General features: G+C 42.2%; 10 protein-coding genes, 1 tRNA gene and 1 rRNA gene. 10 read left to right on the top strand and 2 right to left on the bottom strand.

All coding sequences use genetic code 11. From position 1 onward, the window contains the following. Positions 1–111 precede the first annotated feature (111 nt). From VXS03_RS10345 to VXS03_RS10300, 10 genes are all read left to right on the top strand, one after another. Positions 112–1098, top strand: a complete 987-nt coding sequence (locus VXS03_RS10345; protein ID WP_107276894.1) for an ABC transporter permease — start codon at positions 112–114, stop codon at positions 1096–1098. A 2-nt stretch (positions 1099–1100) separates the two neighbouring features. Further along, positions 1101–2129, top strand: a complete 1029-nt coding sequence (locus tag VXS03_RS10340; protein ID WP_327763631.1) for an ABC transporter permease — start codon at positions 1101–1103, stop codon at positions 2127–2129. After that, on the top strand, positions 2129–3103 hold the full coding sequence (locus tag VXS03_RS10335) for an ABC transporter ATP-binding protein (RefSeq protein WP_080158518.1): 975 nt from the start codon (positions 2129–2131) through the stop codon (positions 3101–3103). The genes VXS03_RS10340 and VXS03_RS10335 overlap by 1 nt, the downstream gene beginning before the upstream one ends. Positions 3104–3144: 41 nt before the next feature. Further along, complete coding sequence (locus VXS03_RS10330) at positions 3145–4140, top strand: ABC transporter ATP-binding protein (RefSeq protein WP_327763630.1); 996 nt, start codon at positions 3145–3147, stop codon at positions 4138–4140. Between the two features lie 124 nt (positions 4141–4264). Next, a complete protein-coding gene (locus VXS03_RS10325) occupies positions 4265–6001 on the top strand; it encodes a glycoside hydrolase family 9 protein (protein ID WP_327763629.1) in 1737 nt (578 codons plus the stop codon). Beyond that, positions 5994–6884 (top strand): N-acetylglucosamine kinase, encoded by an 891-nt coding sequence (locus VXS03_RS10320; RefSeq protein ID WP_327763628.1) that lies wholly within the window; start codon positions 5994–5996, stop codon positions 6882–6884. Before VXS03_RS10325 ends, VXS03_RS10320 begins: the two co-directional genes overlap by 8 nt. Positions 6885–6894: 10 nt before the next feature. After that, complete coding sequence (locus VXS03_RS10315) at positions 6895–8823, top strand: beta-N-acetylhexosaminidase (protein WP_327763627.1); 1929 nt, start codon at positions 6895–6897, stop codon at positions 8821–8823. Positions 8824–8864: 41 nt separating this feature from the next. After that, positions 8865–11270, top strand: coding sequence for a GH36-type glycosyl hydrolase domain-containing protein (locus VXS03_RS10310; protein WP_327763626.1), 2406 nt, complete (start codon positions 8865–8867; stop codon positions 11268–11270). A gap of 63 nt (positions 11271–11333) precedes the next feature. Then, the gene (locus tag VXS03_RS10305; RefSeq protein WP_327763624.1) at positions 11334–12746 is read left to right on the top strand and encodes a phosphoglucomutase/phosphomannomutase family protein; all 1413 of its coding nucleotides are present in this window, start codon (positions 11334–11336) and stop codon (positions 12744–12746) included. Between the two features lie 282 nt (positions 12747–13028). Beyond that, positions 13029–13415, top strand: a complete 387-nt coding sequence (locus VXS03_RS10300) for a hypothetical protein (protein WP_327763623.1) — start codon at positions 13029–13031, stop codon at positions 13413–13415. Between the two features lie 588 nt (positions 13416–14003). On the opposite strand, the gene VXS03_RS10295 is transcribed toward VXS03_RS10300, so the two are convergent. Next, positions 14004–14080, bottom strand: a tRNA-Asp gene (locus VXS03_RS10295). A gap of 32 nt (positions 14081–14112) precedes the next feature. Then, positions 14113–14228 (bottom strand): 5S ribosomal RNA (gene rrf, locus VXS03_RS10290). Between the last annotated feature and the right edge of the window lie 38 nt (positions 14229–14266).

Below are 14266 nucleotides of genomic sequence, written 5' to 3'. Positions count from 1 at the left end.
CGCCTCTTCCCTCTAATCCTTTTTGCAATCAAAGGTATGGCGTTTGCGTCAGGGGGTTTTACGTCCTGAATTCAGCTCAGGAAGGCAAGCTGGATGTGTAAGGTGTGAGTTATGGGATTCTTTTTACGTCGTTTATCGTTTTATTTTATCGCGCTAATTTTCGCGGCAACGCTAAACTTTATTCTTCCGCGTGCGATGCCAGGTGACCCAGTTACCATGATGTTCGCAAACGCAACTGCACAGGTAACCCCTGAGCGAATTGAAGCCATGAAGAAGCTACTAGGCTTTGTTGATGGTCCTCTTTATGAACAATACTTTTCGTATTTAGCGAACGTATTTACTTGGAACCTTGGTACTTCAATCAAATTTTATCCATTGTCAGTAAATGACTTACTCGGTGGTGCAATTGGTTGGTCACTATTTCTAGCGGGTTCTGCAGTAATTATTTCATTCTGTGTTGGTTCTGTATTTGGTATTTTTGCAGCATGGAAACGTGGCAGTAGCTACGATACTTTCATCTCTCCTGGCATGTTAGTTGTGCAAGCCGTTCCACCTGTTGTAATCGCGATGCTGGTGATGTTTACCTTTGCAATCGGCTTACAGTGGTTCCCTACAGGTAATGCATATACCGCAGGTTTAACACCGGATTGGAGCAGCTTCGCATTCTATAAAGATGTGCTCTACCATGCCGCCCTACCTCTTTTCTGTGCCACTATTATTCAAATTGGCGGTTTTCTAATTGGCATGCGTAACAACATGATTAACTTGCTAAATGAAGACTACATCACTATGGCAAAAGGAAAAGGCCTGAGTGAAAACCGTGTGGTATTCAACTACGCAGCACGAAATGCAATGCTACCAAGTGTTACCGCGCTATCAATGGCGTTAGGTATGGCTATCGGTGGTCAGTTAATTATCGAAATGATTTTCAACTATCCAGGTCTGGGTACGGTGATGCTAAACGCTATCCATGCTCGTGATTATCAAGTACTGCAAGGTCAGCTACTTATTATGACTATGTTTATGTTGTTCTTTAACTTTATGGCCGACATCCTAATCGTTGCGCTAGACCCTCGTCTACGTAAAGGAGGCAAGTAATCATGAAAGCCTTATTTAAATTACTCTCTAGCAACCCGAAAGCCATGTTTGGTCTTGGCATTATTATCATTTTCATTCTAACAGCGCTATTTGCACCTTTTATTACCCAATATTCACCAGACAAAAGAACCGGTAATCCTCATGAATACCCTGCTTTTGTTGTCAAAGCTGCACAAGATAATCCAGAAGGTTGGATCGCTAAAAACTTGGCAACCAACAAACGTACGTTATTAATGTCAAAAGATGCTGATCACGTACTCGGCACTTCTCGTATGGGTCGTGACATCTGGTCTCAACTTGTTTATGGCGCACGTACATCATTAGCTGTTGGCTTTGGTGCTGGTCTATTAGTGTGTTTCCTAGCAACAATTATCGGTATTTCAGCAGGTTACTTTGGTGGGCGAGTCGATGAATTCCTTACCGCATGTATGAATATCATGTTGGTAATGCCACAACTGCCAATTCTATTTGTTATCGCCGCGTTTGTTGGCCAAGCAGGACCATTAACCATTGCCATCGTAATTGCGGTCACCTCTTGGGCATGGGGCGCACGTGTCGTACGCGCACAAACCCTATCGATAAGAGAAAAAGAATTTGTAAAAGCCGCTGAAGTATTAGGTGAATCGTCTCCTCGTATCATTTTCGTTGAGATTCTTCCTAACCTTATCTCTATCGTTGGTGCGAGCTTTATCGGTTCGGTGATGTACGCGATTAACGTAGAAGCAACTCTCTCATTCTTAGGCCTAGGCGATCCAAACGGCATTAGTTGGGGCGTAATGTTGTACAACGTTCAAACATCATCTTCAATGTTAGTCGGCGCTTGGTGGGAAGTATTAGCACCTTGTATCGCACTGATATTTATCGCGATTGGCCTTGCTATGTTGAACTTCGCAGTCGATGAAATTGCGAACCCACAGTTACGTTCACATAAAGGCATGCGTCGTTGGAAAAACCTTGCAAAAGAAACAGCAAAACAAGCACAACCGGTTGAAGCTATCCCTCAACCAGCACTAGAAGGCGGGACTAAATAATGACCGATCCACAAATCTCAATTCGTAATTTATGTGTTGATTATATTACTGATGCTGGCGATGTCCGTGCAGTTAATAATGTTAGCTTTGATATTGGTAAGGGTGAAGTTTTTGGTCTAGCCGGTGAGTCAGGCTGTGGTAAATCAACCGTTGCATTTTCACTGATGCGTCTACATAAGCCACCAGCATTCATTACCGGTGGTGAGGTAATCTTTGACGGTCATGGTGATATTTTGAAGAAAACGGATATGGCAATGTCTGCCTTCCGTTGGAGCGAAATGTCAATGGTATTCCAAAGTGCGATGAATGCCTTGAACCCTGTATTAACCATGGAAGAGCAATTTTGTGATGTGATCATGCGTCACACCACCATGAACCGTAAGCAAGCGATTCGCCGTGCCGAAGGATTATTAGAGATTGTTGATATTCATCCAAGTCGTTTACGTGATTATCCGCACCAGTTTTCAGGCGGTATGCGTCAACGTTTAGTTATCGCAATTGCACTGGCGCTAAATCCAAAGATGATCATCATGGATGAGCCAACAACCGCACTTGATGTAGTGGTTCAACGTGAAATTCTACAAAAAATTTATGCATTAAAAGAAGAATTTGGCTTCTCAATTTTATTTATTACTCATGATTTATCACTGATGGTCGAGTTCTCTGATCGTATCGGCATCATGTACTCAGGGGAATTAATTGAAGTTGCACCATCAAAACAAATTCTTGAAACACCGTATCACCCATACACCGAAGGCTTGGGAAGTTCATTCCCACCATTAACAGGCCCTAAAACACGTTTAACAGGTATTCCAGGTAATCCATTGAATTTACTTGAAATACCACAAGGTTGTCGCTTTCAAGCTCGCTGTGGAAAAACCCACCCAGCGTGTTTCAGTACGCCAACTCAGTTAAGCCAGATTGAACCAGGACGTTTATCAAACTGCCACCTATTTACCAATACAGGTAACTAGCAGCAACACATCGCATTTATAGGCAGTATTTAGGAGACACTATGAGCAAGCCTGTTGGAACACCGATTGTCGAAGGTAAAAATCTAATTAAAGATTTTTCGGTAAACAGTAACTCACTTAAAAAATCAAAGATGCGTGCAATCAACGACGTATCTTTCAAAATGTACAAAAGCCGTGGCTTAGCCGTGGTTGGCGAATCAGGCTCAGGTAAATCAACTACCGCTAAAATGATCGCTAAAATGTATGCGCCAAGTGGCGGCCACATTGAATATTACGGGCGTGATATTCAGACCATCACCAGCCGTGATGATCTAATGAAATACCGTCAAGGGGTACAAATGGTATGGCAAGATCCGTTTGGATCATTAAACCCTACTCATACTATTTTTCACCATATAGCACGTCCATTACTGATCCATAACAAAGTGCCATCTGGTAATAAAAAAGAACTTGAAGAAACGGTATACAACCTTCTTGAGCAAGTTGGTCTTATTCCACCAAAAGCCACCGCGGCAAAATTCCCGCACCAGCTTTCAGGTGGCCAACGTCAACGTGTCAACTTAGCCCGCAACATTGCCGTTGGCGCTGAGGTGGTACTAGCCGATGAACCAACTTCAATGCTTGATGTTTCAATCCGTGCTGGTGTTCTTAACCTGATGGAAGAGATGAAATTTGAGCGTGAAATGGCACTACTTTACATCACGCACGATATCGCAACAGCACGTTATATCGCTGAAGATCTTGCAGTTATGTACGTTGGTCACATGGTTGAGTGGGGCGATACTGAACAAATTATCCATAATCCACAACACCCATATACCCAATTATTAGTTTCTGCGGTACCCGATCCAAGTAAATCGATTCATACCAAGTTGAAAGGTAACAAAGGTGAAATTCCACTATGGACACCTGAAAGCTTTGGTTGTCCATTTGCGGGTCGTTGCATGCAAGCGACAGATAAATGTCGTGAGAAATTACCAGAAGTTACACAGTTATCTGATAACCACTTTGTTCGTTGTTATCTATACGAAAACTAAGCAACGTTACAAAAAATAAGCACTAATAACACTTTTATTTTTATATCCATGTTATTTGTCGCACCAACCGTTCAGTGATGGTTCCCATAAGGAGCCATCACTTATTCGCGACATTGGAGGCCCTATGCAGCTGTTAATTAATCACCTTGGTTATGAGTGCTTTAATATAAAGCAAGCATTACTACAAACAACATCACAAACACTGTCAGGCCAAGCTGAATTAGTGTGCAATCATACTAACCAAACTATTATGCAGCTGCCATTAACTGCATGTGGCACCACCGCAGAATGGCATACGGGCAATATTTACCAAATTGATTTTTCTGCTTGCCAAAAAGCAGGCGATTACCGTATTCGTTACGCCAATATTGAAACACCTGTTTTCAGCATTGCTGAAGGCCTATTAATGCAACGTACTTTCAGTGATGTTCTACACTATTTCAAATCACAACGTTGTAGCGGCATTTATGATCACGCCGACAGCCAAGCGCAATTACTCAATAGCGAGACTCTCGTTGATGTTCGTGGCGGTTGGTACGATGCGTCAGGTGATGTCAGTAAATATTTAAGCCACCTTTCTTACGCGAATTATCTCAATCCTCAGCAGACACCGATGATTGTTTGGAACATGCTCAAAGCTTATGAAATTACAGAAGATCAAGCTGATATTGCTGATTTCACTCGAGTTCGTTTATTAGAAGAAGCGTTATTTGGCGCAGACTTTTTAATGCGTATGCAAAGTAATGATGGCTTCTTTTACATGACGGTATTTGATAAATGGAGCAAGTCGCCAACACAACGTGATATCTGCGCTTATGCAACCCAAGATGGCATCAAAACTGATGACTATCAAGCAGGTTTTCGTCAAGGTGGTGGCATTGCTATTGCTGCTTTAGCTGCCGCTGCTCGCATAACAACCTTACCATCTTACAGTCGTATCCCTCATAGCGACAACGTGCAGAGTGAGTCATATTTGCAAGCAGCAGAACATGGCTATTGGCACTTAAAGCAACACAATATTAACTACCTCAATGATGGCACTGAAAATATCATTGATGAATACTGCGCATTATTAGCCGCGGTTGAACTTTATCGTACGACATTACAAAGCCGTTATTTAACGGAAATGCGTGATTGGGCACAACGTTTAAGCCAACGTCAAATGTCAGATCAACATATTAACCACTACTGGTCAGCAACTGCTAATGGTAGTCGTCCTTATTTCCATGCAGCAGAAGCTGGCTTACCCGCGATTGCCTTAATGCAATATTTAGCCGCAGAACCGGAAATAAAACAGCAACAACAATTACACCCAGTGTTGGTGAATGCGCTGCATTTTGAATTAACGGTAACGACTGAAGTTAATAATCCATTTGGTTATCCACGCCAATATACCAAAGCCGTTAATGGTGATAAGCAAACAGCATTCTTTGTCGCTCATAACAATGAATCAGGTTATTGGTGGCAAGGTGAAAATGCCCGCATAGCCTCACTCGCGAGCATGGCTTATATGGCACAAGATCACCTCACCGATCCTAAATTAAAACAGCATCTAATGGACTATGGCCAACAGTTAATGAATTGGATTTTAGGCTTAAATCCTTTTGATATGTGCATGTTAGACGGCCATGGTCACAATAACCCTGATTACCTTCCACAACTTGGTTTTAGCAATGCTAAAGGCGGAGTGTGTAATGGCATCACATCCGGCTTTGAAAATGAACAAGATATTGCCTTTAATCCTGCAGGGCAAAAAGATGACATGCTGCAAAACTGGCGTTGGGGAGAGCAATGGATCCCTCATGGTGGTTGGTATTTATTAGCCACTACGCTGCAATTTAAGGAGCGTCACCATGGCTAATTTTCCCTATCGTTATCTTGTGGGTATTGATGGTGGTGGCACCTCTTGTCGCGCGCGTATTTGTGATTTAGATGGCGTTATTTTAGGTGAAGCTAAAACAGGTAGCGCCAATATTTTATTGGGTAGCGATATTGCGATGGCTTCGATTCAACAAGCCATTGATCTAGCTGCACAAAAAGCACAATTAACCTCAACTGATTTTTCTGCAATGACGGTCGGATTAGCTCTTGCTGGCGCTGAACAACAACAAGCTTGGCATGCTTTTATGCAACAACCTCACCCCTATGGCGCAATCACATTAAATACTGATGCTTACGGTGCTTGCTTAGGTGCTTGGGGCGGTAAAGATGGTGCGATTTTAATTTCAGGAACAGGCTCTTGCGGCATTTTATTACTCAATGGCAAACAACATGTCGTCGGTGGACGTGAATTTCCTATTTCAGACCAAGGCAGTGGCGCAGTGATGGGGTTGCACTTAATTCAACAAGTGTTACTCAGTGTCGATGGTATCGTACCGAAAACAGAACTGGCTCATCATGTATTAACCCATTTCGATCATGATATTGATGCCATTGTTAGTTGGTCAAAAACCGCTCGGCCTTGTGATTATGGTCAATTCTCACCGGCTATTTTTACGTTTGCCGAACGCAACGATCCACTTGCTATCTCATTACTGCAACAGACAGCCGCTGATATTGAAATGTGGATGCAAGCATTGATATTACGTGGCGCACACAATATTTGCCTAATGGGGGGGATTGGTGAACGTATTCAAGCATGGCTAACACCACCGATGCAACAGCGTCTTGCGACACCACAAGGTGATGCAATGGATGGTGCTATTGCCATGGCACGCGGCAATCACAACTTATTTGTACGTTAAGGAAGCACAAATGACTTATCGTCTTGATTTTAAAGTAATAGAAAAAGCGAAAGGCTATTGCCGCTATGCGTTAAGTTTACATAACTTAACCGACCAAGCACTACACGGATGGTCACTGTATTTCTTTGTAAGCCGCTATATAGATTCAACTTCTGTATCTGTGGGTACAATTAGCCAAATGGGTAGCTACAGCTGTCTCTCACAGTTACCGCCATTAGAGGCCAATGGGCACTTCTACACCGAATTTATGATGAGAACCATGCCGTTTAATCTTCATGATGATGGTATCAATGAAGCTTTTATTGCACTCGACAGCGATCAGCATCAAATTCAGCCATTAAAAGTTCACACTACAACCATTAATTTAGATCAAGATCCTATCGAACGTTACTGTACGCCATTACCTAGCGTTGGTTGTGATATCGCATTAATTCCGCAACCTAACCATTTAATCCGCCTTCAAGGTGAATTCATTTTTGATCAAACAACCGCGATCAATACTCCTCCAGCATTAGCTCAAGGAGCTGTAAACTGGCTAAGTGCTGAGTTTAAAAAGTATTTTAACGAAACCGTGCCGATTCACACTCAAGGAAACATTCATTATCAGGTGAGTGATGAGGTTATCGAGCACGGTTATCAGTTACTGATTGAAAGCGATAATATTTGGATTCAGGCCAGTTCAGCAACTGGGTTTGTCCATGCAACATCGAGTTTATTACAACTTTTGCCCAATAAACCAAGTCATCATGCAGTCGCAGCTTATTGCTTACCAATGGTAGAAATTACCGATCAACCTCATTATGGCTACCGCGGCATGATGCTTGATTGTGGACGTCATTTTCACCCAGTCGATCGTATTAAACACCTGCTAGATCACCTAGCACGCTATAAATTTAATACTTTTCATTGGCACTTAACCGATGATGAAGGTTGGCGTATTGAAATTGATGCCTACCCTCAATTAACTGAAATTGGGGCGTGGCGTGGTCCAAATGAAATTATTGCACCACAATTTAGCCATATTGATCAACGTTATGGTGGTTTCTATACCAAACAAGACATTCGTGACGTTATTGCTTACGCCAACGATCGCGGTATCACTATTATTCCTGAAATTGATATTCCAGGTCACTGTCGCGCCGCAATTTTATCATTGCCTGAACTGCTACAAGATTCCGACGACCATTCGGTGTATCGCAGCATTCAAAACTACCCCGACAATGTTTTATCACCGGCATTAGCTGGAACTTACACCTTTATTCAAACCGTACTTGAAGAAGTATGTGAACTATTCCCTGCACCTTTTGTACATATTGGCGCAGATGAAGTACCCAAAGGTGTATGGTCTGACAGTGCGGCTTGCCAACAATTAATGGCAGACAACAACTACCACGATCCAATGGAACTTCAGGGTCATCTATTACGTTTTGCTGAGCAAGTATTACGTAATAAAGGCAAACGTATGATGGGTTGGGAAGAAGCAACCCATGGTAATAAAGTCAGTAAAAACACCGTGATTTTTTCTTGGCTTAGCGAAGAAGCAGGACTTGAATGCGTCCAAAATGGCTTTGATGTAGTAATGCAACCGGCGCAATCTACCTACCTCGATCTTGCTCAAGGTTACTCTGCTGATGAAGCGGGAGTCGATTGGGCAGGAAAGTTAACCTTAGATAAAGTTTACAATTATCACCCACTTAGCATGATCGCTTCGGAAAATTCTGAGCGACAGCACATTTTAGGCATTCAAACAGCACTTTGGTCAGAATTAATAAATAACCAAAGTCGATTTGAATATATGATTTATCCGCGCTTACTAGCGGTATCGGAGATCTGCTGGAGCAAACCACAACATCGTAACTGGGATGACTTTAAAGCTCGCTTAAAAGGTCAACTTAACTATCTAGACAAGGCGGGCATTAATTACCGCCACTGTGAATAACCACGCACACAGTAAAGTGAATATTTTAAGGATTAGAAATAATGAAATACGGTTATTTTGACAACGACAACAGAGAGTACGTTATCACTCGACCTGATGTCCCAGCACCATGGACCAACTATCTTGGTACTGAAAAGTTCTGCACAGTGATTTCACAAAATGCGGGTGGTTACTCTTTCTATAAGTCACCAGAATACAATCGTGTGACCAAGTTCCGTCCTAACGCGACATTTGATCGCCCTGGACACTATGTTTACCTACGCGATGATGCAACGGGTGATTACTGGTCTATTTCATGGCAGCCAGTAGCAAAAAGTCTTGATGAAGCAAAATATGAAGTACGTCATGGCTTGTCATACTCAAAATTTGCTTGTGAGTACAACGGTATTTCTGCACAGAAAACGCTCTTTGTACCGATTGGTGAAGATGCTGAAATTTGGGATGTTGTACTAAAAAACACCACTGATGAAGTGCGTACAATTAGCGCATTCTCTTTTGTTGAATTCTCGTTTAGCCACATTCAATCTGACAACCAAAACCACCAAATGAGTCTTTACTCTGCAGGTACATCTTATGAAGATGGCGTGATTGAGTACGACTTATATTACAACACCAAAGAAAAAGAAGGTTACTACTACCTAGCATCAAGCTTTGCCCCTGATAGCTATGATGGTCAGCGTGACACTTTTATCGGTGCATACCGTGATGAATCAAACCCAATTGCGGTTGAAAAAGGCCGTTGTTCTAATCACGTGCAAACTTGTTACAACCATTGTGGTTCTCTGCACAAACAATTCACCCTTCAACCGGGTGAAGAAGTTCGCTTTAACTACATTCTAGGTATTGGTAAAAACGAAGGCCAACGTCTACGTCAAAAATACCAAGATAGCGCTGCCGTTGATGCTGCATTTGCAGAAATCAAACACCACTGGGAAAGCCGTTGTAATAAATTTAAAGTCACGTCGCCAAACGAAGGCTTAGACACCATGATCAACACTTGGACGCTATACCAAGCAGAAACGTGTGTTGTATGGTCACGTTTTGCTTCGTTTATCGAAGTGGGTGGGCGTACAGGTCTTGGTTACCGTGACACTGCTCAAGATGCGATCTCAGTACCGCACTCAAACCCAGCAATGACACGTAAGCGTTTAGTTGATCTGCTTCGTGGTCAAGTTAAGGCGGGTTATGGTTTACACCTGTTTGATCCTGATTGGTTCGATCCTGACATGGCTGATGTTAAGCCATCAAAATCGCCAACAGTTGTTCCAACCCCAAGTGATGCCGATAAGATCCACGGCATTGATGATACTTGTTCAGATGATCACTTATGGCTAGTGCCGACTATCTGTAAGTATGTTACAGAAACGGGTGAAGAAAGCTTCCTTGATGAAGTGATCCCATTCGCTGATGGCGGCAATGCAACAGTTTACGAACACATGAAAGCGGCACTTGATTTCTCAGCGGAATATGTTGGCCAAACAGGTATCTGTAAAGGCTTACGTGCCGATTGGAATGACTGCCTAAACTTAGGCGGTGGTGAATCAGCAATGGTTTCATTCCTACATTTCTGGGCACTACAAGAGTTTATTCAACTGGCTAAATACCAAGGCAAAACAGCTGATATTGAAAAATACACTGAAATGGCAGCCAATGTACGTGAAGCATGTGAAACCCATTTATGGGATGACGAAGGTGGTTGGTACATTCGTGGTTTAACCAAAAATGGTGACAAGATAGGTACAGCGCAACAAACTGAAGGTCGTATTCACCTTGAGTCAAATACCCTTGCTGTTCTCTCTGGCATGGCATCACAAGATCGTGGTGAGCAAGCAATGGACGCGGTTGATGAAAATCTTTATTCAGAGTTTGGCTTACACCTTAATGCACCCTCATTCTCAACCCCTAACGACGACATTGGTTTTGTAACCCGTGTATACCAAGGCGTTAAAGAAAATGGCGCTATCTTCTCACATCCAAACCCTTGGGCATGGGTAGCAGAAGCAAAACTAGGTCGTGGCGACCGTGCGATGAAATTCTATGATGCACTGAACCCATACAATCAAAACGACATGATTGAAACGCGCCTAGCTGAACCATACTCTTACGTGCAATTTATCATGGGCCGCGATCACCAAGATCATGGTCGTGCCAACCATCCATGGTTAACAGGTACGTCTGGTTGGGCTTACTTTGCCGTGACTAACTTTATTTTAGGTATTCAAACTGGCTTTGATGGTTTAACTATTAATCCATGTATTCCAACTGAATGGCCAGGATTTGAAGTAACGCGTGAGTGGCGTGGTGCAACATACACAATTAATGTTACTAACCCAGATCATGTCAGCAAAGGCATTAAGTCCATCACCCTTAACGGTCAGTCAGTCGAAGGTGCAATAGCGCCCCAAGCTGAAGGTTCTGTGAATACCGTTACGGTCGTAATGGGCTAATCACTTTTAGGGGAGTGAATTTACTCCCCCATTTTATTTTGCGAGAGAAATAGGAGTTCCTCCATGATTCAATTTGGAACCGGTGGTTGGCGTGCTTTTATTGGCGAAGAGTTCACTCAAGCTAATGTACGTTTAGTAGCGCAAGCTATTGCTAACATCATGATCACAGAATCAGTAACAGAAAATGGTTTTATTATAGGCTATGACCGTCGCTTTTTATCAGATAAAGCCGCGACATGGTTTGCTGAAGTATTAGCGGGAAACAATATTAAATGTAGTTTTATCAACCGCTTTGTACCAACGCCAATAGTTATGTTTAAAGCAAAACAAACCGGTGCAACTTACTCTGCTTGTATTACAGCTTCACATAACCCAGCTGATTACAACGGCATTAAAGTCTTTATCGAAGGCGGCCGAGATGCTGATGAAATTATTACTCAAAAGATTGAACAACAGATAGCAGTATTAACCGCTACTGATGTAAAGCATGTCGATTTTGAACAAGCACAACATGATAAGTTAATTGAAATCATCAACCCAATGAACGAGTTCGTTGACTCTGTGATTGATTTACTTGATTTAGACGCGATAAAGCAAGCTAACCTACGCGTACTTATCGATCCAATGTTTGGTGTGGCCAAAAATGCGTTACAAACCGTATTGATCACCGGTCGTTGTGATGTTGATGTTATTAACGATGGCGAAAACCCAGGCTTTGGCGGCTTAATGCCATCACCAAGTGCTGCAACCCTTTATCGTCTTAAACATTTAGTCGCTCAAGAAGGCTATGACATTGGTATTGGTACCGATGGCGATGCTGATCGTTTAGGCATCATTGATGAAAAAGGTAACTTTATTCACCCTAATGAAGTGTTATTACTGCTGTATTACTACTTACTTGAATACAAAGGCTGGAAAGGCTCTGTTGTACGTAATATCGCAACCACTCACCTTCTTGATAAAGTCGCCGCAGCTTATGGCGAAAAATCATTTGAAGTACCGGTTGGATTTAAGCATATCAGTTCTCAAATGGAAGCTGATGACTCATTACTCGGTGGGGAAAGTTCTGGTGGCCTCACTATTCGTGGCCATATCAAGGGTAAAGATGGCATTTTCGCATCGAGCCTATTAGTTGAAATGATCAGTTCAACCGGTAAAAAATTATCTGAGTTATTAGATGAAATTTATAGCCGTTTTGGTTATGCCTATACAGCCGAAGGCGACTGTACGTTTAGAGCTGCTGAACGTGATCGTCTTTATAATAAAATTTATATTGAAAAATCACTGCCTGAATTTAATTACGAAATCGAAAAAGTCAGCTATGCCGATGGTGCTAAAGTTTACTTTAAAAATGGAGGCTGGGCGATAGCACGTTTCTCAGGCACAGAGCCTTTACTGCGTTTATTTGTAGAAATGGAAGATCAAACCCAAGCAGAAGCTGTTTTATTACAATTTAAGCAATTTCTTTCGGTATAACAGTTAGTTATTTTCATTGCTAAGTCCTAGTAACACGCCTTATAGCTGTTACATTGTGCAGATCAGTTATTATGATCTTTGCCACTGGGTAGTCTTTTGACTACCCTTTTCTTTGTTAGACTCTTGCCAACACTTAATTAACAACAACCACTCATTCATCACAAACAACACCATTAATACTATCAATTAATCAAAAAACGTATCACATCACATACTATTACCTCATTAAGGTCCATGCTTATCTCAACAAATAAAACTTTCTGCGTAAGGTAAGGAGTTGTTATGAAAAAGGCTATCATTGCTGCCACTATGATCGCGTTCGCCATTTTATTTAGCGAACATTTTCATTCATTTTCAGTTGGATTTACACTGGCGATTATTGCTGTCAGTTGTAGCTACTTAATTGCTTACCAAGCTATTCGCCGACCACAATATGCGATGAGTTTTTTAGTTGTTGCAGCATTAACAAAACTAGCCATTACAGTTACGGGGGTTATTTGGGTCTTTTCTGCCAAAATAATCTATTCACCGCTAACGTTCCTTATCGCTTATGCCCTATTCTCTGTTGTTATTACTTATTTTGTTTCACGTTATCGTGCACGTCGCCGAGATATTAGTGACCAACAGCAACATGAAATCTTTCACACTGGCCTCTATGAATTGAAGTAGTTTTCTACAGACGAAAAAAAACCTGAATCTTTCGATTCAGGTTTCTTCAATAATGTGAAGTGGACGGGACTTGCCATACCGAACATCAGCGCCCCCCCGGCGTGACTGGCCGCTAAGCTACCCAATAAAAAACCTAACCAACTGAACTTCCACTCCACAATGTCTATTCAGCATCATCTTGTTTTTATACAAATGAAAAAAAACCTGAATCTTTCGATTCAGGTTTCTTCAATAATGTGAAGTGGACGGGACTTGCCATACCTAACATCAGCGCAACCCCCGGTGTGTCAGGCCGCTAAGCTTCCCAATAAAAAGCCTAACCAACTGAACTACTACTTCGCAGTATCTATTCAGCATCACCTTACTTTTATACAAGCGAAAAAAAACCTGAATCGTTAAACTCAGGTTTCCTTCTAAAAATGTGAAGTGGACGGGACTTGCCATTCCGAACATCAGCGCGCCCCCGGCATGACAGGCCGCTAAGCTTCCCAATAAAGAGCCTAATCAACTGAACTACCACACTACAGTTATCATTTCCTACAGACGAAAAAAAACCTGAATCGTTAAACTCAGGTTTCTTTCTAAAAATGGCGGAGTGGACGGGACTCGAACCCGCGACCCCCGGCGTGACAGGCCGGTATTCTAACCAACTGAACTACCACTCCGCAGTGTCTATTCAGCATTTAAGCAATTTGAAACTTAGCAATGTCCTACTCTCACATGGGGAGACCCCACACTACCATCGGCGCTACAACGTTTCACTTCTGAGTTCGGCATGGGATCAGGTGGTACCGCTGCGCTATGGTTGCTAAGTAAATTCGGTGTCTATCATTGTTAATAAATAACAATAA

Source organism: Photobacterium sp. S4TG1, assembly GCF_036040035.1.
In the GTDB taxonomy this organism is placed as follows: domain Bacteria; phylum Pseudomonadota; class Gammaproteobacteria; order Enterobacterales; family Vibrionaceae; genus Photobacterium.
Note: the sequence above shows the minus strand (reverse complement) of the source record. Positions and strands in the feature narration are given on the sequence as shown.